Below are 21,057 nucleotides of genomic sequence, written 5' to 3' on the forward strand. Positions count from 1 at the left end.
GGGAAACATCTTTAGCCGTCCACGGTGTGCCGATGCTTCAGGTCCCCAACGCTGTGCATCTGCGCACGTTTCGCGCCTCGCGCGCGGGAGCATCCGGCGCATCCTTGCCGCAACTGCCAACCCAGCATCGCGAACTTCAGCACCTTCTCAAGCAGGCCCGGTTCTCTTCTGAGCTCATCCGGCGGCGGTTTCAGGCGTTGGCGGAACGACGCGTCGTCGCTCCTATCCCCACCGGTTATCACCGGGCTCAAGCGACTGCGGCATATCGCAATCGTGAACTCCAGCTGCCACTAAGCCCACCGGCACAGTTCTTCAGGGATCTGCTACCGCCAGGGCAGCTGACTCAGGCAGAATCCCTGACCTTCAGCGTGATTGATACGGTCGCCAGGATGGAGCTGGCCGACGCCGTCGTCGTTCTTGATGCTGTACTCGGGGGACGCGTTCCGGGGCACCGTGCCCTGGCGGCCCAGGACTTCGCACCCTGGCTCGATTTCCTGGGCCCCCAACGAATGAAGGACCGGTGGGATCAACTCATAGCCTTCGCCGACGGCGCGGCAGAGTCAGTCGGCGAGTCCTGGTCGAGGGCGGTGATGCACACTCTGGGATTTCCAGCACCGATTTTGCAAGCGAACTTCCAACTGCCGCGCGGGGACACGGCGCGAACCGATTTTTACTGGCCGGATTTCGGGCTTGTCGGCGAATTCGATGGGCGGATGAAGTATTCCCGGTCCCGGGTACTCTCAGGCCTCGATCCCGGAGAGGTCGTCTTCCAGGAGAAACTGCGCGAGGAGGCTCTCTCCGAGCTGGGGCTTCGCGTGGTGCGCTGGGTCTGGGATGATCTGAAGTCCCCTCAGCAGCTGGCGAACCGCCTGCTTCGCGCAGGCTTGCCGCAGACAGACCGGACGGGCTCACTGCGGTGAGGACACCCCACTTCACGCATTCGCACCCCACCTAGGCAAGCGCGCGTTTGCGGATGTGGGGTGCGATCGGCGAGATCGCAGCTGCCTGCGGCGGATTAGACGCTGACGCGCTCCACCGGCAGAGAGGAATCAGCCGGGATGCCCAGCGAGGATGGGGACGCGCCGGCTGCCACCAGCTGGGCACCCAGGGCTGCCACCATCGCACCGTTGTCAGTGCACAGTTTCACCGGTGGGATGATCAGCTCGATGCCCGCTGAGGCGCAACGGTCCCCCAGCAGCTGGCGCAGCCGGCGATTGGCAGCCACGCCTCCGCCCAGCAGCAACGTGGTGATGCCATGCTCTTGGCAAGCGCGCACTGCCTTAGAGGTCAGCACATCAACTACCGCTTCCTGGAAGCTGGCAGCGATGTCGGCCACTGGCACCGGCTGCCCGGCCTTCTCAAACTGCTCCACGGCACGGGCGACTGCAGTCTTCAGCCCGGAGAAGCTCCAGTTATGGCGGTGCTTCCCTGGATTCTCAGCGCTGCCTTCGAACTTCGGCATAGTCAACCCACGGGGGAACCGGAAGGCTTTAGGGTCGCCATCGGCGGCGGCAGCGTCAATGGCCGGTCCCCCGGGATAGCCCAGGCCCAGCAGCCGGGCGGTCTTGTCATAAGCTTCCCCGGCTGCGTCATCGATGGTGGAGCCCAGCAGCTGCACGTCATCGGTCAGCGAGCCTACGCGGAGGATTTCAGTATGGCCGCCGGAGACTAATAGCGCACCGGTATTCGGCGGCAGTGACTGGACCTGCCCCTCGGCAGTGTCCAAGAGCCCCACCGCCACATGAGCCACCAGGTGGTTGATGCCGTAGAGCGGCTTATCAGCTGCCATCGCCAGGCCCTTGGCTGCGCTCAGTCCGACCATCAGGGCACCGGCCAGTCCTGGACCGGAGGTCACCGCAATCGCATCAACCTCATCCAGACTCACCCCGGCGGTATCCAGTGCGCGGCGCAACGTGGGGGTGAACGCCTCCAGGTGGGCCCGGGCAGCAATCTCCGGGATCACGCCACCGAAGCGGACATGCTCCTCCATGGAGGAGGCCACTTCATTGGCCAGCAGCCGGGTGCCCCGCACAATGCCTACGCCGGTTTCATCGCAGGAGGATTCGATGCCGAGCACCAGCGGCTCAGCCTTGGGTGCTGCAGCAGTTGTGCTCATGGGGCTCCCATCAGGTTGGCGGCAGTGGAGGGCTTGGGGTCGGCGAGGTGTTTGCGCATGATCAGCGCGTCCCCGCCGTCGGGATAATACGCCCGCCTCTTGTGGATCTGTTCAAAGCCCACGCGCAGGTAGAGCCGCTGGGCCCCGGGGTTGTCCTCGCGGACCTCCAGCAGCAGGTCTTCGGCACCCCGGCGGACTGCCTCGGCTTCTATCTCGGCCAGCAGCCGGGTACCCAAACCCCGGCCTTGGGCGGCGGGAGCCACCGCAATGGTCTGCACATCAGCCAGCGGCAGCACGCACATCATTCCGGCATAGCCGACGACGACGCGGCTCCCCTCCGGGCTCGCGGCCTCCGCCACCCAGTAGCGACGAGTGGCCCGCTCGGCCGACAGCGCAGGTTCAGCCTGAGCGAGCTCATCGTAGAAGAAACTCTCCGGCCAGGCGTCGTGGGGGAAGAGTTCGCGCTCGAGCTCGATGACGGCGGCGACGTCGGCGGCGGTCATCGGGCGCAATGTGATGGAGCCCGGGGTGGGCGCTACAGCAGCCATGCTCAGCGGCCTCGCATCTGCTGCGGCACCTGAGCCTCGGATTCGCGCAGGTACAGCGGATAGGGATCGCGCAGCGTGCCTTCTCCCGCGGCTGCGGCCACCATCGCCAAATCCGCAGCGTCCGGGAGCCAAGTGGCGACGTCGGCGTCGAGGGCCACGGGATGGAGCTGTTCAGGATAGAGGCCGGCTCCGGCACCGACTACCGGCAGGGCGGGCGCCTGGTCAGCGGCGCTGACATGGGGCCCGTCCAGCATGACCGCAGACTCCTGCGCGGACCGGTAGCGTGCCCAGTAGATTTCGCGGCGGCGGGCATCGGTGGCCACCAGGAACTCCTTCGGCGCGTTATCCCCGGCGGTGCGAACCAACCGGTGCGCCAGGGCATCGAGGCTGCAGACCCCGTGCAGCGGCAGCCCCCATGCTTCAGCAAGGCTATGCGCCAGGGCCAGCCCCACGCGCAGGCCGGTAAACGGCCCCGGACCCACACCGACGACGACGCCCGTCAGCTCCTTCACCGTGACCCCGGCCTGCCTCAGCACCTCCTGCACCGCCGGCGCGAGCCACTCCGCGTGGGTGTTGGTGGCCGAGGTCCGCTGGCTGGCAATGACGCCCTCGGGGCCGAGCAGCGCCACAGAGGCACCGGCGGAGGAATCGATAGAGAGAAGCACCCCTCCATCGTAACGACGAAGGGGTGCTTCCCTTGAAGCGCAGGCTCTTTAGCGGATGACTTTGCGCATATACAGCGCCAGACCCTCCACAATCAGCACCACAACCAGAATGTTGATGATCAGCAGCGCGAGCACGTCGAACTGCTGCAACCGGTGCGCCTGCAACAGCCAGTACCCCACGCCGCCAGCACCGACGATTCCCAGCAGCGTGGAGGCGCGAATATTGACGTCCAGCTGGTACATCACGTGGGCGATCATCGCCGGGGCAGTCTGTCGCAGAGTGGCAGCAAAGTAGACCTGCGCGCGGTTGGCGCCGCCAGCCCGGACGGCATCCTGAACCCGCACATCAGTCTCCTCAATGGAGTCCGCCACCAGTTTCGACAACAGGCCGATCGCGCCGAAACCAAGCGCGAGCACACCCGGCACCGGACCGAAGCCGACGATCACCAGCAGGATGATGGCCAGGATCAGCTCCGGAATACCGCGCACCACCACGATGAACACCCGGAACCCGGTGGCCACTCCGGCGCTGGGCGCCACGTTCCGGGCAGCCAACGACCCCACCGGGATGGCCAGCACCACGCCGAGCAGCGTGGCGGCCAGGCCCATCTGCACGGTTTCCACCACTGAAGGCCAGAAGAAGTCCCAGTAGTTGCCGCCCCCACTGGGCGGGAAGAACTGCCCCATAGTCGGGAAGAAGTTCTCGACGGCGCGGCCGAAGTTCGCCTGGGTCAGATCCGTGACCAGCACAGCCAAGGCGATGAGCACCAAGAGAGTACCGATGCTCAGCGTTCGTGCGATGCGCGCCCCATCCCAGGGTGGGCTGACCCTGACCCTGCCACTGCCAAGTCGCTGTGGACTGTGGGTGCCCACCGGCCGAGTGACCCATCCGTCGGAGATGCTGTTCAGCAACCCGATGAAGCCGCCCTTACCGCGGCCCATAATCGCCATGCGGATGACGCCGGCAATCAGCTCCACCACGATGCACAGCACCAGTACTACCAGTGCCAGCGCCATACCGCGCTGCCACTGCATAGTGTTCAGCGCACCGGCGAGGTAATAGCCGATGCCTCCGACGCCCACATACCCCAGGATCACCGAAGCTCGCAGATTGATGTCGAAACGGTGCAGGCCAGTGGCGATGATCTGCGGCATGATCTGCGGGATCACAGTAGACAGGATCCACTGCCACCGCCCTCCACCGGCTGCCTGAATCGCTTCCGAGGGCCCTTTGTCGATCTCCTCAATCGCGTCGGCATAGAGTTTGCCCACCATACCGATGGAGCTCAGGCCCATGGCGAGGATGCCGACCAAGGCGCCGAGACCGAAGAGCCGGAACAGGATGACGGCAAAAACAATGTCCGGAACAGCCCGGCAGAACATGATGATCACGCGTGAGCTGAAGCGGGCGAAAGGGCCGGTGGTGGTGTTGGCTGCTGCCAGCACAGCCACCGGTAGGGAGACGAAGACCGAGAAGGCCGTGGCCAGCAGCACGATGGCCAGAGTCTCCACTGTCATCGACATCAGTTCCCCGAACTCGGGGAAGTCCAGCGGCAGGGTACGGGAGAGGAAGTCTCCGGCATTGGCGAACTGTCCAAAGACCTTCTCGGGGGTGACCCCGAGATCGATCATCGACCAGATGCCTCCAGCAAGCAGCCCGAGCATAATCACCCACACCACGATGGTGTGCGGGTTCGGGGCCGGGCGCGGGGGCAGTTCGGTACGGCCTGCCGTGGAGCGTGGGGCAGGCGCGGGTGCAGTGAGTGTCATAACGGGCCGAACCTCTCAGGCCTGCGGGGCCGCGGCCAGAGCGGAAGCTTCCTGCTCCAGCTCGTTCTCGTCGACCTTCGCCACTGCACTGTAGATGGTATGGGCCTCATCGAGGCTGAGGGTGCGGGAGTCGCGGTCGAGCACCACTTCGCCGCCGCGCAGACCGATGATCCGATCGGAGAACTCTAGTGCCAGCTCCACCTGGTGCAGCGAGCAGACCACGGTGAGGTTGTCCTCCTTGGCGATCCGGCTGATGAGATCCATCACGGTGGCCGAGGACACCGGGTCCAGAGCGGCTACGGGCTCATCGGCCAGCAGCACCTGAGGCTCCTGAATCAGCGCACGGGCGATGGCCACCCGCTGCATCTGGCCTCCGGAGAGTGCATCTGCCCGGTTGAAGGCCTTATCTGCCAGGCCAACCCGGGCCAGCTGTTCCATGGCCTGTTCGCGCACTGCCCTCGGGTAGCTGAAGAGCCCGAGCCGCGGGCCGCGCAGTGAGCCAAGTTTTCCGGTGCAGACGTTCTCCAGCACAGACATCGACTCCACCAGGTGGAAGTGCTGGAAGATCATGCCGACGTCGCGGCGCAGGTGGCGCAGCTTCTTCTGTCCGGCCCTATGCACTTCGGTGCCGAGGGTGATGACTTCACCCTCGGTGGGCAGCTGCAGCCCGTTGATATGGCGCAGCAGAGTGGACTTTCCCGAGCCCGAAAGCCCCAGCAGCACATTAATCTTGCGGGGCACGAAGTCGATGTTGATGTCTTTGAGAGCGGTGACGTCGCCGAAGCGTTTGGTCACCTGGCGCAGGCTGATGCTCTGCTCGCCGCCGGACGCCGGGGCCTGGTAGTCGAAAGTGGTCTGTGCCATGGTCAACTGTCGCTTTCTTCTTCTTCCGCGGTCTTACTCATAGGAGTGGCACAGTCCGCACCTCAAGTCCCGACCCATCGGGCCGGGTGAGGTGCGGACTGTGCCGAAAGGGTGAATCACACGGTGCAGGCGTCAGCCTCGGTGATCTCACACACTGCGCGGATACCGTCGAAGACGGAGTCGTCGACCTCGATGTAGCCGAAGTCAGCGGTCGGCACCACTGCGGAGCAGTCGTTCTCAGGCTCGCTGCCGGGCTCGGGGTTCTCGCAGTAGCCGTTCTCGGCCAGCCACTCAGTGTTGAGCTTGGTCAGCAGGATGTCCCGCATGGCCTCGACCATGTCCTCGGGCAGGGACTCATGTGCGGCAAACGGTGCCGACGGGATGTCCTCAGACTCCCAGACGACCTTCATGTCATCCGGGGAGTAGTTGCCCTCGGGGCCGGTCATGTTGACATCGACCATGGTGTCGTAGGCGAAGCCGGCGTCGCAGTCACCGTTCATCGTGGAGATGAAGGAGGCGTCGTGGCCGCCGGCGAAGACCGACTCATAGTCGCCTTCCTCCAGGCCAGCTTCCATCAGGCCTGCAGTCGGGTAGAGGAAACCGGAGGTAGAGACCTGGTCCACGAAGCAGACGGTCTTTCCTTCGAGGTCCTCGATGCTGTTGATCTCGTCGTTATCGGCCTGGGTGACCAGGTAGGAGACGTAGGAGGGATCCTCACCTTCTGCGTTGATGGCCACGGCCACCGGCTGGGCACCGGCGGTGTCAGCTGCCACCACGTAGGAGAAGGGGCCGAAGTTGGCGATATCAGCGTTGCCGGCGTTCATCGCTTCGATCACTGCCGCGTAGGAGGTCGCCGAGGTGGAGTTGATGGTCACGCCCAGGTCCTCTTCGAAGAGCTCGAGCAGGACTTCGTACTGCTGGACCAGCTCGGTCTGCTCCTCAGACGGGATGGAGATGAACTCCAGGGTCTCGGGCCAATCCTCACCGCGCTCAACGGTGGAGTTTTCGTTCTGGTTTCCCTCAGCTGCATCAGCGGTGGCGCTGTCGTCGCCGCCGCAGGCAGAGATCATCAGTGCAAGGGAGGTGACTGCCGCAGCAAGTCCAAGTCGGGAGGTGCGTGACATCCGTTTCCTCTTCCAGAGTGTCGGTATTGCGTAATGTGGGAGTAATTCAGCGCCGGGCTGGGCAGGACTGCACAGGGCACGACGGCGCCTAGAACACTCTGGGCTCGCAACGTTGAGGATGAGGGAATCTCAGGCAACCAGAAAGTGAACACTGCAGAAACAGCCCTAGACGTTCCATAAAATACCCACTAAAACGTGACGGACATCACGAAAAATAGAGCGCACTAAATACTGGAACGCTCTAGTTCGCTGCCTCCCGGAGGTAGCCCACCAGCTGCTCTCCTGCTTCATTCAGCGTGCCGCTATTGATGATCTCCAGATCCACCGGAAAGTTAGGCGCAGGATCGGGCCGGTTCAAACGCGCCGCCAGCGCGGCGTAGTCCTCCCGGCCGCGGGCAATGATCCGTGCCCGGCGCACATTCTCAGCCACGGTGATGCGCACAACCCGAGCCCGAGCGAAGCGCGTGCTGAGCTGCCCCAGCACGGTTCGGGAGAGATTTCCGACCACCACCGCCCCGGCGCTGACCTGTTCTAGAGTTTCGGCCGGGATTCCGTACTGCAGGTGGTGCGCCTTCCAGGACAGAGCGAAGGCACCTGCAGCTTCGAGTTCTGCGAACCGTGGCACGCTGACATACTCGCTGTCCTCAGCATCGCCGGCCATCCGGGTGATCACCCGACGTGGGAAGAGGAACCCCTCGGGTTCAAGCCGGCGCTGGGCATACCGCAGCACTGCGTCCTTACCGGCACCGGAAGGACCGACTACCCCTACGAAGACCCCGCTCATGCCACCCGCAGTCCCTCACGCCACACACCGCGCACAATGGGCACCGGAGAGCCGAGCGGGTGCTGGTCACCAGGAGCGCCGTCGTAGGCATGCACACGGATCAGATCAGCCCGCATGCCCGGTGCGATCACGCCGCGGTCCTCCAACCCGATGGAACGGGCCGGATTGGCGCTGATCAGCCGGGAGGCCTCCGGCAGGCTCAGCTCGCCCCGAGCCACCAGGAGGAAGGCCGCCTGCAGCGGACTGGCGGGCACGTAGTCGCTGGAGATGATGTCCAGCAGACCGTGGCTGAGTAACTCGGTGGCCGCCACATTCCCGGAGTGGGAGCCGCCGCGGACAATATTGGGAGCGCCCATCACTACGAGCTGGCCGGCTTCGCGCGCTGCCCGAGCAGCCTCCACGGTGGTGGGGAACTCTGAGATCCGCACGCCTAAGGCTGCAGACTCATCAACATGAGCTTCGGTGGCGTCGTCGTGGGCTGCCATGGTGATCCCGCGAGTGACCGCACGGTGGGCCATCTGCTGGCGATGAGTGTCGGCGAATTCGGCGGAGAGTCGGTGGAGTTCCTGCACATGATCGTCGAATGTCGCGTTGTTCAGCCGGCCCTTGCCGATCATATAGGTGCGGAAGGCCTCCACATCGGCGTACTGCCGCTGGCCCGGGGTGTGGTCCATCAGAGAGACCATCCGGACCCTCTCGTGGGTGCCAACCTCGTCGAACACCTCGACGACGTCGGGGGTGGAGACCTCACAGCGCAGGTGGATGAAGTGATCTGCCCGCAGCAGACCGGAATCTGCGGCATGAACGACGGCGTCCACCAGCGTCTGGGCGCTGCGTGCCATATTGTTCCCGTCCAGCGGGCCGGTGCCGATGCGAACGGCGTCGAGCACCGTGGTCATTCCGGAGGCGGCCATTTGGGCATCATGGGCAATGACGGCTGGGATGGGATCCCAGAACCGCTTGGGCCGAGGCTGATAGTGGGTCTCGACCTGGTCGGTGTGCACCTCGACCAGGCCCGGCATCAGCAGCTCCTCAGCCAGATCCTCACGGCGGTCACCAGGCAGCTGGGGATCTTCGGAGATCTCAGCGATCAGGCCATCCTCCATGCGCAGTGATCCATGGATGATCTGATCGGCAAGCAGGATCCGGGCGTTGTTTAAGACCAAAGACATAGCAGGCACATTCCTCAGGTGGTGATGGTGGGCGCGAAGGGATGGACAGAGAGGATCTCGAAGGGCGCGGCGGGGGTGGATTCAGCGGGGGCTGATTCACCGGGGGTGGATTCAACGGGGGTGGATTCAGCCGAGTCCGGTTCGACGGCGATCACTACAGACCGCAGGGCCACGTCCTGACCGGTGACATCAGCGAAATGATCCGCCAGCGCGGCGTCGACCTCGTGGGCCTGGTGGGGTGGCAGCGCATCCGTCAGGGTCAGGTGGAAGCGGAACTCGTCGTATACGTAGGGGTACCCCCATTGCCAGAACAGTTCGCGCTGGCGCAATGAGAGCTCCGCTGGTCTGCGTCGGGCAATGTCCTCGCGGCTCAGCGGTGCGCGGAAGTGATCGAACTCGCGCACGGTCTCTTCTGCCAGAGCGTTGATACCGCTGAGGTCACCGGTTGGCAGCATCGCCCGGAACGCGCCGAGCGGACGCGGGGACAGTGCTGGTATGACCAGTTCCGTACGGGCTGCGGCGAAGCGACTCAACGCATCCTGCAGCTCAGCTTCGGTGTGCCCGGCAGCCAGCCTGAACGGTGCCTTCAGCGTGGCGTGGAAGCCATAGCGCCGGGCGCTGACGGTGAGCTCGCTGAAGTCCTGGCGGGCGTACCAGGTCTCGGCTGCTGCTCGCAGTGACACCGCCGCGGCGTCGTCGTGGGCTCCCAGGGCACCCGGGACCGCGTAGATCGCGTACCGGGTCATCAGGCGCTGACCGATCCGGCGGCTACGCTGGCTGCGGCCTGTACATCCACCACGGCATCGGCGACGGCGTGGCGCACCTGGGCATCATGGAAGATCGCCAGCATGCCCACGCCCTGGGCAAGACGTTCGCGCATCAGCTCGATGACTACCTCGCGGTTGCGGGCATCCAACGACGCAGTGGGTTCATCCAGAAGCAGCAGCGGATAGGGCGCAATGAATCCTCGCGCGATATTGACCCGCTGCTGCTCGCCGCCGGAGAAGGTGGCCGGGGGAAGGCTCCAAAGCCGCTGCGGGATACTCAGCCGCGCCAGCATGTCCACAGCCTGCTGCTGCGCCTGGGAAGCGGACACCCCGCGCTCGCGCAGCGGCTCAGCGACCACCTCAAGAGCGGGCACCCTCGGCACTGCGCGCAGAAACTGGCTCACATACCCCATAGTGCCGCGTCGGGCGGCCAGGACCTGGCGGGGCTGGGCAGCCGCCAGGTCCAGCACACCATCGGCGTGGGAGAGCAGGATTTTCCCGGAGTCAGTGCCGTAGCTGCCGTAGACCATCTTCATCACGGTGCTCTTGCCGGCCCCGGACTCACCGCCTAAGACCACGCAGGACCCGCGCGGGACGTCGAAGCTGAGCCGGTGCAGCACGGGCATGACCTGTGCGCCCTGCAGGTGCAGGGTGAAGGTCTTGCTGATGTCACGAACGGACAGGACCGGCTCAGCGGCCATCTGGTGCGCCATGGGGTTCATCCTTGCAGGATCGAGGAGACGAGGAGCTGGGTATAGGCGGCCTGCGGGTCATCGAGCACCCGGTCGGTGAGCCCGGATTCGATGACGACGCCGTCCTTCATCACCAGAGTGCGGTGTGAGATCAGCCGAGCCACTGCGAGATCATGGGTGACGATGATGACCGAGAGCCCCAGATCAGCAACCAGGGAGCGGATCAGATCAAGCAGCCGGGCCTGCACGGAGACGTCCAGTCCGCTGGTGGGCTCATCCATGAAGACCAGCCGCGGTGCGAACACCAGATTCCGTGCGATCTGCAGCCGCTGGCGCATCCCTCCAGAGAAGGTGGCCGGGGTGTCATCGATCCGGTGGGAGGGGATCTCCACCCGTTCGAGCCAGTGCTCGGCCTGGGCCCGGAGCTGGCCGTAGTGGCGTGCACCGTTGGCCATGAGGGGCTCGCAGATATTGCCCCCGGCGCTGATGTGCATGCGGAGTCCGTCAGCGGCGTTCTGGTGGACGAAACCCCATTCGGTGCGCCAGAGCCTTCTGATGTCGCGCTCGCTCAGCGAGGCTAGGTCAACAGCCCCGGCCGTGGCGGTGATGCCGCTCGAATCAGCCGGACGGTACCGGATGGTTCCCTCATCGGTGGTCAGCCGCTGCGAGAGCATGCCCAGCAGTGTGGATTTACCGGATCCGGACTCCCCCACGATGGCCAGCACCTCACCGGGCCACAGATCGAAGCTGACGTCCTGACAGCCGAACTGCTGTCCATACCGGTGACCGGCGCCCTCAACGGTCAGCAGCGCGGACTCATCGGCATCACTGTGGAGGCTCATACTGTGCAGGCTCATACCGGGATCTCCTGTCCGGCAGCAGCTGCTGCCTCCGCGCTCTTATGGCAGTAGTCGGTATCCGAGCAGACGTACATCACGGCTCCGGCGTCATCCATCACGACTTCATCGAGGTAGACGTCTTCGGCACCGCAGATCTGGCAGGGCTGTTCAAAGCGCTGCGGTTCAAAGGGGTAGTCCTCAAACCCCAGGCTTTCAACGTCGGTATAGGGCGGGATCGCGTAGATGCGCTTCTCCCGTCCGGCGCCGAAGAGCTGCAGTGCCGGGCTCTGATGCATCTTGGGGTTATCAAAACTGGGAATCGGCGACGGCGCGGTGACATACCGCCCATTGACCATCACCGGGTAGTCATAGGTGGTGACGAAATGCCCGTAGCGGGCGATGTCCTCATAGAGCTTGACGTACATCAGCCCGTACTCCTGAAGGGCATGCAGCCGCCGGGTCTCAGTTTCACGGGGTTCTAGGAACCGTAGGGGCTCGGGGATCGGCACCTGGTAGACCATGATCTGGCCCTCGGCCAGCGGTGTCTCGGGGATGCGGTGGCGGGTCTGGATGATAGTGGCCGCTTCGGTGTGCGTGGTGGTGTGGACGTTCACGACTTTCTCGAAGAACTGTCGGATGGACACCGCGTTCGTGGTGTCATCGGCACCTTGATCAATGACCTTCAAAGTGTCCTCGGGCCCAATGACAGCTGCAGTGACCTGCACCCCGCCGGTGCCCCAACCGCGCGGCATGGGGACCTCCCGAGACGCGAAAGGAACCTGGAAACCCGGTACGGCTACGCCTTTGAGCAGTGCGCGGCGCACTACGCGCTTGGTCTGCTCGTCCAGGTAGCCCTCGTTGTAAACGATGCGCGGCTCAGCCATGTGCGGCCTCCTTCTTGTCCTGCTGCTCAGCCTGACGGCGCTGCTCGGATGCCTGCCGCTCTTCAAACTCTCTGCGCTCTTCAAACTCCCGGCGCAGCTGTCGCAGCAGCACCAGTTCGCCCTGGAAGTCCACGTAGTGCGGCAGCTTCAGGTGTTCCACGAAACCGGTGGCTTGGACATTGTCCGCGTGGCTGAGCACAAACTCTTCGTCCTGGGCAGGTGATACCTGCCGTTCTCCGAACTCCTCGGCGCGCAGCGCCCTGTCCACCAACGACATCGACATCGCTTTGCGCTCACCCCGTCCGAAGACCAGGCCGTAGCCGCGGGTGAACTGCGGAGGCTGTTCCGCGCTGCCGACGAACTGGTTGATCATCTGGCATTCGGTGATCTCCATACGACCGATGGGCACCTCGAATCCCAGCTCAGAAGCCTCGAAGCTGACTTCCACCTCACCCACGCGCACTTCTCCGGCGAAGGGATGCGTCCGGCCGAAGCCGCGCTGGGTGGAGTACCCCAAAGAGAGCAGGAACCCTTCGTCTCCGCGGGCCAGTGCTTGGAGCCGTTCAGCCCGCGACATCGGATACACCGTGGGTTCCCGGGTGAGATCCGCAGGTTCGGGATCGCTCCACCCCTCGGGACGGTCGGGCTCGATCAGAGCGTCGACGCCGAGCAGATCTGTGATCCGAGGCATCGCCACTTCCTCCTCGGTAGCCTCGACCGCCGGTGGTTGTGGTGTCGGCAGATCATCGGCGAGCAGCCGGTGGGTGTAATCGAAGGTGGCCCCTAACTGCTGGCCACCGGGAAGATCCTTGAACGTGGCGGAGATTCTGCGCTCGGCTGGCAGCGCAGAGGTGTCCAGCGGCGTCGTCGTACCGAAGCGCGGCAGCGTGGTGCGGTAGGAGCGCAGCAGTGTCACCGCCTCCAGCACATCGCCCTGGGCCTGCAGCAGCGCTTTGGCTGCCAGGTCCGGGTCATAGAGGGACCCTTCGGCCATCACCCGGGAGATCAGCACGCCCATCTGGTCACGCACCTGACGCCAGCCGATCCGAGCATCCTTACCGCTGCCGCGCTGTGCCAGCAGGGCATGGGCGTTGGCGATGGCCTTTTCACCGCCTTTGACTGCCACATACATCAGTGGGCCCTCCCTTCCAGTGCCGTGAGCACAGTGGTGCGTGGCAGGGCGCGCACGCTGGTGTGGTCAGTGAGAATAAGATCGACGCCGCGCGGGAACCGGGAGTGGTTGACCTGCCACTGGTCGAGGAATCCTGCCCCGAGGCCTGCGATGGTGAGCGTGGCCTGCCCCTTGATGCCTGGACCTGCGATCCTGAAAGTAGCTGCGGGATCGGCTGGCGGCATATCGAGTGCCGGCATGTCGAGTGCCGGGGTGTCGATCACCACGGTGGCTGAGATATGCGGTTCCTCGTCGGTGCCGCAGGCCAGAGCGTTCAGGTCCGGGGCGTGGGCAGGGTCAGCGACGACGACGAACATCGCCTCGGCGGGGTCCTCAACGATCCGAGCGCCGGCGTGGAATCGAAGCCATGACTCCACAGTGCCGGTTTCTCGCAGCTGATCATCCAGCCAGACCGGAGTCTGCTCATCGCAGAGGGTGAGGATCACGGCCCCGGCTGCTGCGCCTAGCGGTCCCGGGGTGCGCAGGGTTTCTTGGACCGCCGGTGCCACCTCATAGGTTGTGCCTGGGCGGGACATGGCCTCCAGTACCGCCCGAAAAGTCTGTTGGGCGTCGTGGACTGGATCGGCGAATCCGGGCAGGTAATTCTCGGCTGCTCTCATTCCGCATCCTCTTCATCGTCAGGTCCGGCGTTTTCGCGCGCTACGGTGAAGAAGTCCACGAGCGTGCTGCGCGCCTGGGCTCGGCGTCGTGCTTCTTGCTGCGCCTGTGCCTGCTCCAAAGGCTCAATCACGTCGCTCAGGACACGGGGGCGCTGAGCCGAGAGCAGCAGGGCATCAAAAATTGCGGCCACACCGGCGTGATCTGGATGGCTGCCCAGTACATAGGCTGTGCCGGTGTGGTCTGTGCCCAGTTCGGCGTCGCGGATGAGAACTGTCGCGCGGGTGACAGTCGCCTCGCCGAGATTGAATCGGTCCCCGGTTCCGCCGGTCCGGCCCTGCACCATCACGAGCCCGGCTTCGGGTCCGCGCAGATACTGAACCTCAGGAGGGTCAGGCCAGTTCTCCCACAGTTCGGTGAGCTCCTCCAGAGAAGCATTGGCCAATACTCGGGCGGTGCGCTGACGCTCAGCAATGCTGGGCTCACCGACACTGGCGGAGGTCGGCGGGGCCGAGGGCGCGTCAGCGGCAGGTGGAGCGGTGTCTGGTAGCACGGTGTCAGGTGGCGCGGTGTCAGGTGAAACAGCTTCGGCGGGCATGAGTCCAGTGTGCTCAGCGCATGTAGCTGCCCCGGGACTCTTGGGTGAATCAGAGGTGAACGGACTCGTAAACTTCCCGTCACCTGTTGCGGATCGGCAACAAGTCCAGTTTCTCCGCTCGTGGCCCGCCAGAGGGCGAACTCATGAGCCTGGCTGGCCGCTCACCATTCAACGGTCAGCCGGATGACATCTGGGCGGTGCCAGCCCCGGGAGAACAGCAGCGGACGCTGGGTCTGCGCATCACGGCTGAGGGTCTCGATCATCGGCACCAGCTCGGGCTGGGGCAGTTCCAGCATCTGTTCCACCTCGTCAGGAGGGAAAACGTGGGAGACCCGGCTGCGCGCGCGTACCGGCTGGTGCCCTGCCATACGCAGAGACTCATAGAGTGACTCCACGGTCCGCAGCGCCAGTTCAGCCTCGGCCAGCACCTCTGGAGCGATCCAGATATGCGCACAGGCACCGATGCGGTCATTGATCCAGCTGCGCCGCCGCACCCGGGTCAGTGACGCGCCCGGGTCGCATTCGAGGGCCTCGGCCAGCTCGGGCCCTGCGGTGACCACGGTGACATCTTTGAGGATGCTCTTCACGGTGCCGCCTGCGGCGGTGATCCCGGCGCTCAGCGAGGGCGGCAACGCCGCGGAGATCAAGTGGTCCACCGGCCGGTTGGTGAAGGTTCCGGCCCCGCGAACCCGGCGAATCAGGTGTCTGGACTCCAAGATGCTCAACGCTGATCGCACCGCAGCGCGGGTGACGCCGAAGCGTGCTGCCAGCTGATGCTCCCCTGGCAGCTGCACCCCATCGGGCAGCTGCGCCTGCTCCTGGCTCAGCTGCTGGGCGATCTGCTCCGGCTTCACTGCTGAGAAGGCCCGGGCTTTGCCGCGCTCAAACGGGCGCCGGGGTATTCGGCGGTGACGTCTGGGGCGTGTTCCCAACGCCGTCCGTAGCCGCGCAGCACAGCCAGGCGCTGGCTGCCGAGAGCGTCGGCCTCTGTCTCGGAGAAATCAGTCTGGAACACCGGGGCACTCTCAGGCACAGCTGCGCGGGCGTCGTCGTCACCTGGGGGTGCTGCTTCGGATTCAGTGTCAGTGCGGGTCAGCTCCAGGTCAAGCCAGGACCCCTGGGCTCCCATCAGGGGAACTTCAACGACGCCGCGGCCCCACTCCACCACCGTCACCGAGTCAGCCAGAGTGGCCGCCAGATCAAGTGATTCGAGGCCATCAACGTCGGTGCGGTAGGCATCCACATGTACCAGATCCGGACCACTGCTGCGGCTGCGGTGGATCCTGGAGAGCACAAAAGTCGGCGAGCTGACCAGCCCCTCTACCTCCAGTGCCGCAGCCAGAGACTGGGTGAAGGTGGTCTTTCCGGCCCCGAGCCCGCCGGTGAGCACCAACAAATCCCCGGCCCGCACATATGCGGCCAGACTGCGCGCCAGCTGCTCAGTGTCCTCGAGATCCTCCAGCGGGATCTCCAGAGTCCACTGGGGGTTATCGGCGGCGGCAGGAGGCTGGGTATCTGACACGCTTCCTATGGTAGTTCCGCCCGCTGGCGGGAGGGTATCTGGTCTCAGGCCGCAGCAGCGCTGGTGTCGGTCACTTCGCGCGGGACCCGGGCACCGATGCGGGTGATGATCTCGTAATTGATCGTCCCTGAGGCTGTCCCCCATTCGGCGGCGGAGATGCCGGAGGCACCACCGAAGATCGTGACTTCATCGCCGACCTGCACATCGGTATCCGCAGGACCCAGGTCGACCACGAACTGGTCCATGGCCACCCGACCGGCTGAGCGGTAGAGGGTTCCATTGATGCTCACCGGAGCGTGAACCGCTGAGCGCGGAATACCATCGGCATAGCCCAGCGGAATCAGCGCCAATGCACTGGGGCGGTCCACGCGGTGGGTGAGCCCATAGCTGATGCCCTGTCCCGCCGGGACCACTTTGACATTGGCGACTGTGGTGCGCAGTTCCATAGCGGGCTTCAGGCCCAGCGATTCGGCGCTGCGATCAGCAAATGGGCTCTGCCCGTAGACCCCGACGCCGACTCGCACCATATCGAAATGGGCATCGGGACGGGAGAGCGCGGCCGGAGTATTAGCCACATGCCGGAGATCGGCAACGATGCCATGTTCAGCAGCAATTTCCAGGGCCTGTCGGTAGGCGCTCAGCTGCTCGTCGGTTTCCCGCCGGTCTGGCTCATCGGCCACTGCAAGATGCGTGAAGATGCCTTCCACGCTGATCAATCCCTGCTCCTGGTGCTGCCGCACGCGCTGGAGAAGATCCGGCCAGGCGGCCATGGTGGAACCGTTGCGCCCCAGTCCGGTGTCGATCTTCAGATGGATGCGCGCCGGTGTCTGCAGGCTCGCAGCAGCCGCGGCGACCTCTTCCAGTTCCCATCCGGAGACGCCGAGATCGATGTGGTGCTCAATGGCCTGAGCGAAATCAGTGCCACGGGTATGCAGCCAGGCCAACACGGGTGCCTCGATGCCGGCTTCGCGCAGAGCTAGGGCCTCGGTGACATGGGCAGTGCCCAACCAGTCGGCTCCGGCGTCCAGGGCGGCACGAGCTACGGTAAGGGCACCGTGTCCGTAACCATCAGCTTTGACGGCCACCATCATCTTGGCCGGGCGCACAAATTCAGCGATGGTCCGCACGTTGTGCCTGATGGCAGCGGTGTCAATAAGTGCTGTTCGTTCTGCCCCTGCCGGTGAAACCATGTGGCCAAGCTTATCGGGCGCCACGGATCCGCCCGGCTGATGTGGAAAGCTAAGGTCATGAACCAACGGGGGCGCCGCATCTACGTGGAGACGCTCATCCGTGTGCCGGCGGAGGACCCAGCGGGTCCAGATGCGATGGGCCGGGTATGGGCATTGACCCAGAACCCGGTGGACCATGCACGCTGGGATCTGCGCTTTAGCCGCATCACGCCCAAGCGCCATTCCCCGGCCGCCGCGGCCTGCCTTCACCGGCGCTCAGCTGCCGCCGATGAAGCTGCTGCCCAGGCGGCGGAGTTCACCTACTCCACTACCGTCCTCCCGCGACTGAGCCGTTGGTTTCCCAGACTGGCGGTCTCCGGCCAGGGCATCAACGCCGGTCAGCGGCTGAGAAGCGAGGGCGGTGCGCTCAGCGCCCTACGATTCAGTTCCCAGCAGTGGTGGTGCCCCATACGCAGCGGGTCCGGCTACTGGAAGTACCAGCTGCGCTCCGACGGTGCGGTGATCTTCCTCACCGGTTATGACTACGAGCCCAGGGGCGGAACACCGGGTCGGCTACTGGACGCCGCAGTGTTCCGGCCGCTCTTCGGGTGGGCGACCGCGTGGTCCTTCGACCGTCTGCGGCTGTGGGCGGAACAAGGGCTTTCCCCGGAAAGCACCCGGCGGCGGGCGGTCCGGGAGGCGCTGCTGCGCGGCGGCGTCGTCGTCCTCGCCTGGCGCATCAACCCGCTGGCGGGTATTGCGGCGACCGCGGCCGCGCTGATAATCCCGCCCGGTGCGGGCACACCCTCAGCGCGGCGGACGCGCCGTCGTCCCCGGCAACCGGTGCGAGACCCCGAACTGCTGCAGCGTCTGCCGCGATTGCGCCAACCATCCCGACCCACTGAGCAGGAGCAGCCGTGACCGCCATCTTCGAAGCCGCTATGGGTGAGCAGTTCCAGCGACTGCACCCGCAGATCCGGCGCCGATTCGCCGTGAGCGAGGAATCCGGGCAGGCCTTCATCGGCACTGGAGTCATGGAGCAGATCTGGCACCGTTCCGGCTGGGTCAAGCCGTTTCTGGCGTTGGGCTCCACCCGGCACATCCTGGCCCCGAAGCGCGGCACCAATGTGCCCTTCAGGATCGAGAACATCCCGTACACCGACTCCTTAGGGCGCTCCACCGTCTCCTTTGTGCGGACCTTCGAGTACCCCGGCGCCAAACCCGCGCGTTTTGATGCGCAAATGGTCCAGGTGCCGGGAACACGCCAGGTGGTCGATTACCTGGGCACTCATCAGCATCTGGTGACTCCCTTGGATTTCCACGCCGCCCCGGACGGATCTCTGACCATTCGCTCCGGCGCCCTGCGGTTTCTGGAGGGACCGGTTAAATTCACCTTCCCGTCACTAATGGCTGCTGATGCCGTCATCACCGATAGCTACGACGACGCCGCCGAGTGCTTCCGCATAGATGTGCAGGTCATTAACCGGCAGTTGGGACCATTGTTCGGCTACCGCGGATGGTTCACGGGCGAGTTCCGTCCCCTGGAGGAACTCACTGCACGCATCGAGCAACTGCGACCCCGACGCGAGACGGCGCGGAGGTAATCCGGATCTGCTTTCGCGGCTTATTCGGCCAGTACGCGCAGCAGCGCGGAGGCACCGAATCGGCCGTGTCCCCGTGGGTCGAGCCGCCGGGCGGCCGCGGCATGCAGGGCCACACCCAGCGCGGCACAGTACCGCGCTGATTCCTCCTGGGTGGCCAGCAGGGCGCCGATGATTCCCGCCAGCACATCTCCGGTGCCTGCGGTGGCCAGACCCGGGGCGGGTTCGGTATGCAGCAGCGGCGGCTCGTCCCCGGGGGCGGCGATCACCGTGACCGGGCCTTTGAGCACGACGACGGCGCCGGTCAGCTGCGCCAGCCGGGGTGCCGCGGCAAGGACTTTCTGCTCTGCTAAGGCAGCCTGCAGCTGAGGGTCTCCTAGCCGCTCGGCCAGTTTCTGGGCCTCCCCGGTATGCGGGGTCAGTACCGTGTGCTTCCCCAGGGAACCGGCATAGCCGGGATCGGCCAGCAGCTCGCGGGTGATTAGCGCCAGTGCGGAGGCATCCAGCACGCAGGGCACTGCGTTTCGCCGGGACTGCTGGAGCAGCGCTTCCGCCTCTGCCAGACGCTGTGAGTCATTTCCTAATCCGGGTCCGATGACCATCGCAGCAGCACGTTCGGCCTGGTCCGAGGCCACTGTCTCCGGCCAACTGCTGACCACCGCCTGCGCCACCGCATCCGGTGCCTGCACCTGCGCCATTCCAACGCCGGTGGCCAATGCTGCGCCGACGCTCAACTGGGCGGCACCGGGATACCGTGCAGAGCCCACCAGCAGGTGGAGCACCCCGCGGGAGTATTTATGGGCATCGGCGTCCGGGGCCCGACGGCGCAGCACCGGCACCGCCTCCCCGGCAAGAATCCTCTCCGCCCCACCGGACCCAGCACCTCCCATGGTGCCAGGGGTGTCAACTAGTTCGCTCATGACATAGCCGGCGGGCTCGGGCAGGTGCGCACCGAGGCCGATGTCTACAGTGTGCAGCACACCCGCGTGGGCCCGACCCTGGCCCACCAGCAGCCCGGTCTTCAGGCCGCCAAAGGTCACCGTGTGATCGGCGCGGATCGCAGTTCCGCGCACGGCCCCGGTCTCTGCGTCCACCCCGGAGGGCAGATCACAGGCGACGACCACGCTTCCCTGCGGTAACGATGGCGCATCGAAGCTGCCACTGAAGCCGGTGCCCACCACGGCATCCAGGATGAGGTCGGCGCCGTCGTCGGTGGTTTGCAACTGCCCACCGGCCTGCCGGAACGCGGCCAGTGCCTGAGTGTGGCAAGTGGGTCGCAGCAGCACAGCGCGAGCATCTACGCCGCGGCGGCGCAGAAAAGCCAACGCGTAGAGCCCGTCCCCGCCGTTGTTGCCGGAGCCGATGAGGCCTACCACGGTGGCGCCGTACACCGAGCCGCGTTGAGCTTGGAGAATCTGCAGAATATGTGCCGCCAGCCCCCAGGAGGCCCGCCGCATCAGGGCTTCCCCTTCGCCGGCATTCAGAAGAGGCTGCTCCGCGGCGCGGATCTGCTCTCCAGTCCAGACCGGAATGAGCGGATACCCGGGCTCATCCTGGTTCGGCGAGTCTCGCTGTGTCAGCACGGCTCAACCTTCGGCAATCACCATGGCGGTGGCGACGTCGCCGTCGTGGGAGAGGGAAAGGTGCCAGTGCTTCACGCCTTTGGCTTCGGCCACTGCCGCTACTGTGCCCTGCACTTTCACGTGTGGGGCCCCGGCAGCGTCCATGACGACCTGGCAGTCCTGCCAGTTCATGCCGGCCGGTGCTCCCAGTGCTTTGGCCACTGCTTCTTTGGCGGCGAAGCGAGCCGCCAGGGAGCGGGTATTCAGGGGGCGTTCGGCTTCAGTGAAGAGCCGCTCGCGCAGGGCGGGGGCCTTGCGCAGCTGCTGTTCGAAGCGGGTCACCAGGACTACGTCTACGCCGATGCCTACGATCATCTCGGTCTCCTCCCGAATACATGTGAGGCTCCAGGCCGATTCGACCGGGAGCCTCACATATGGTTCTTAGTTCACGCTGTTCACCGCAGTTTGTCGCCTACTACGTCACTCCACGGTGACGGACTTGGCGAGGTTACGCGGCTGATCCACGTCATAACCCTTCTCCGCAGCCAAAGCACACGCGAAGATCTGCAACGGCACAGTAGTCAGCAACGG

General features: G+C 65.0%; 23 protein-coding genes. 3 read left to right on the forward strand and 20 right to left on the reverse strand.

Annotation, left to right across the window (positions count from 1 at the left end; all coding sequences use genetic code 11):
• Window positions 1-32 precede the first annotated feature (32 nt).
• Window positions 33-920 carry a hypothetical protein gene (locus ABEA23_RS01385; RefSeq protein WP_345476334.1) on the forward strand — a complete coding sequence of 296 codons (888 nt, stop codon included), beginning with the start codon at window positions 33-35 and terminating at the stop codon, window positions 918-920.
• A 95-nt stretch (window positions 921-1,015) separates the two neighbouring features.
• Here the strand turns inward: ABEA23_RS01385 and tsaD are convergent, their stop codons facing one another.
• From tsaD to alr, 18 genes are all read right to left on the reverse strand, one after another.
• The gene (tsaD, locus tag ABEA23_RS01390; RefSeq protein WP_345476335.1) at window positions 1,016-2,116 is read right to left on the reverse strand and encodes a tRNA (adenosine(37)-N6)-threonylcarbamoyltransferase complex transferase subunit TsaD; all 1,101 of its coding nucleotides are present in this window, start codon (window positions 2,114-2,116) and stop codon (window positions 1,016-1,018) included.
• Entirely contained in the window at window positions 2,113-2,664 is a 552-nt protein-coding gene (rimI, locus tag ABEA23_RS01395) for a ribosomal protein S18-alanine N-acetyltransferase (protein ID WP_345476336.1), read from the reverse strand. The genes tsaD and rimI overlap by 4 nt, the downstream gene beginning before the upstream one ends.
• A gap of 2 nt (window positions 2,665-2,666) precedes the next feature.
• On the reverse strand, window positions 2,667-3,329 hold the full coding sequence (gene tsaB / locus ABEA23_RS01400) for a tRNA (adenosine(37)-N6)-threonylcarbamoyltransferase complex dimerization subunit type 1 TsaB (RefSeq protein WP_345476337.1): 663 nt from the start codon (window positions 3,327-3,329) through the stop codon (window positions 2,667-2,669).
• Window positions 3,330-3,377: 48 nt separating this feature from the next.
• Window positions 3,378-5,099, reverse strand: a complete 1,722-nt coding sequence (gene phnE, locus ABEA23_RS01405) for a phosphonate ABC transporter, permease protein PhnE (protein WP_345476338.1) — start codon at window positions 5,097-5,099, stop codon at window positions 3,378-3,380.
• A 15-nt stretch (window positions 5,100-5,114) separates the two neighbouring features.
• Window positions 5,115-5,963, reverse strand: coding sequence for a phosphonate ABC transporter ATP-binding protein (gene phnC / locus ABEA23_RS01410; protein ID WP_345476339.1), 849 nt, complete (start codon window positions 5,961-5,963; stop codon window positions 5,115-5,117).
• Between the two features lie 116 nt (window positions 5,964-6,079).
• Window positions 6,080-7,087, reverse strand: a complete 1,008-nt coding sequence (locus ABEA23_RS01415) for a phosphate/phosphite/phosphonate ABC transporter substrate-binding protein (RefSeq protein WP_345476340.1) — start codon at window positions 7,085-7,087, stop codon at window positions 6,080-6,082.
• Window positions 7,088-7,328: 241 nt separating this feature from the next.
• Window positions 7,329-7,871, reverse strand: coding sequence for a phosphonate metabolism protein/1,5-bisphosphokinase (PRPP-forming) PhnN (gene phnN / locus ABEA23_RS01420; RefSeq protein WP_345476341.1), 543 nt, complete (start codon window positions 7,869-7,871; stop codon window positions 7,329-7,331).
• On the reverse strand, window positions 7,868-9,043 hold the full coding sequence (locus ABEA23_RS01425; protein ID WP_345476342.1) for an alpha-D-ribose 1-methylphosphonate 5-triphosphate diphosphatase: 1,176 nt from the start codon (window positions 9,041-9,043) through the stop codon (window positions 7,868-7,870). Before ABEA23_RS01425 ends, phnN begins: the two co-directional genes overlap by 4 nt.
• A gap of 14 nt (window positions 9,044-9,057) precedes the next feature.
• The gene (locus ABEA23_RS01430) at window positions 9,058-9,789 is read right to left on the reverse strand and encodes a DUF1045 domain-containing protein (RefSeq protein ID WP_345476343.1); all 732 of its coding nucleotides are present in this window, start codon (window positions 9,787-9,789) and stop codon (window positions 9,058-9,060) included.
• On the reverse strand, window positions 9,789-10,523 hold the full coding sequence (gene phnL / locus ABEA23_RS01435) for a phosphonate C-P lyase system protein PhnL (protein ID WP_345476344.1): 735 nt from the start codon (window positions 10,521-10,523) through the stop codon (window positions 9,789-9,791). The genes ABEA23_RS01430 and phnL overlap by 1 nt, the downstream gene beginning before the upstream one ends.
• A gap of 5 nt (window positions 10,524-10,528) precedes the next feature.
• The gene (gene phnK / locus ABEA23_RS01440; protein WP_081652590.1) at window positions 10,529-11,359 is read right to left on the reverse strand and encodes a phosphonate C-P lyase system protein PhnK; all 831 of its coding nucleotides are present in this window, start codon (window positions 11,357-11,359) and stop codon (window positions 10,529-10,531) included.
• Window positions 11,356-12,225: an alpha-D-ribose 1-methylphosphonate 5-phosphate C-P-lyase PhnJ gene (locus tag ABEA23_RS01445; RefSeq protein WP_345476345.1), complete on the reverse strand. Its 870-nt coding sequence runs from the start codon at window positions 12,223-12,225 to the stop codon at window positions 11,356-11,358. Before ABEA23_RS01445 ends, phnK begins: the two co-directional genes overlap by 4 nt.
• Entirely contained in the window at window positions 12,218-13,357 is a 1,140-nt protein-coding gene (locus ABEA23_RS01450) for a carbon-phosphorus lyase complex subunit (protein ID WP_345476346.1), read from the reverse strand. Before ABEA23_RS01450 ends, ABEA23_RS01445 begins: the two co-directional genes overlap by 8 nt.
• On the reverse strand, window positions 13,357-14,016 hold the full coding sequence (phnH, locus tag ABEA23_RS01455; protein WP_345476347.1) for a phosphonate C-P lyase system protein PhnH: 660 nt from the start codon (window positions 14,014-14,016) through the stop codon (window positions 13,357-13,359). The genes ABEA23_RS01450 and phnH overlap by 1 nt, the downstream gene beginning before the upstream one ends.
• Entirely contained in the window at window positions 14,013-14,612 is a 600-nt protein-coding gene (gene phnG / locus ABEA23_RS01460) for a phosphonate C-P lyase system protein PhnG (protein ID WP_345476348.1), read from the reverse strand. The genes phnH and phnG overlap by 4 nt, the downstream gene beginning before the upstream one ends.
• A 161-nt stretch (window positions 14,613-14,773) precedes the next feature.
• Window positions 14,774-15,466, reverse strand: coding sequence for a GntR family transcriptional regulator (locus ABEA23_RS01465; RefSeq protein WP_049897433.1), 693 nt, complete (start codon window positions 15,464-15,466; stop codon window positions 14,774-14,776).
• Complete coding sequence (tsaE, locus tag ABEA23_RS01470; protein ID WP_345476349.1) at window positions 15,463-16,134, reverse strand: tRNA (adenosine(37)-N6)-threonylcarbamoyltransferase complex ATPase subunit type 1 TsaE; 672 nt, start codon at window positions 16,132-16,134, stop codon at window positions 15,463-15,465. The genes ABEA23_RS01465 and tsaE overlap by 4 nt, the downstream gene beginning before the upstream one ends.
• 44 nt (window positions 16,135-16,178) lie before the next feature.
• A complete protein-coding gene (alr, locus tag ABEA23_RS01475; RefSeq protein ID WP_345476350.1) occupies window positions 16,179-17,324 on the reverse strand; it encodes an alanine racemase in 1,146 nt (381 codons plus the stop codon).
• Between alr and ABEA23_RS01480 the strand changes: the two genes are divergently transcribed.
• A complete protein-coding gene (locus tag ABEA23_RS01480; RefSeq protein WP_345476351.1) occupies window positions 17,325-18,224 on the forward strand; it encodes a hypothetical protein in 900 nt (299 codons plus the stop codon).
• A complete protein-coding gene (locus ABEA23_RS01485; RefSeq protein WP_345476352.1) occupies window positions 18,221-18,907 on the forward strand; it encodes a DUF4166 domain-containing protein in 687 nt (228 codons plus the stop codon). The genes ABEA23_RS01480 and ABEA23_RS01485 overlap by 4 nt, the downstream gene beginning before the upstream one ends.
• Before the next feature lie 20 nt (window positions 18,908-18,927).
• Here ABEA23_RS01485 and ABEA23_RS01490 read toward each other — a convergent pair whose 3' ends face one another.
• Window positions 18,928-20,487, reverse strand: a complete 1,560-nt coding sequence (locus ABEA23_RS01490) for an NAD(P)H-hydrate dehydratase (RefSeq protein WP_345476353.1) — start codon at window positions 20,485-20,487, stop codon at window positions 18,928-18,930.
• Between the two features lie 3 nt (window positions 20,488-20,490).
• Complete coding sequence (locus ABEA23_RS01495) at window positions 20,491-20,841, reverse strand: holo-ACP synthase (protein WP_345476354.1); 351 nt, start codon at window positions 20,839-20,841, stop codon at window positions 20,491-20,493.
• Between the last annotated feature and the right edge of the window lie 216 nt (window positions 20,842-21,057).

The sequence above is a fragment of the Nesterenkonia rhizosphaerae genome (assembly GCF_039544555.1).
GTDB classification, from domain to species: Bacteria; Actinomycetota; Actinomycetes; order Actinomycetales; family Micrococcaceae; genus Nesterenkonia; species Nesterenkonia rhizosphaerae.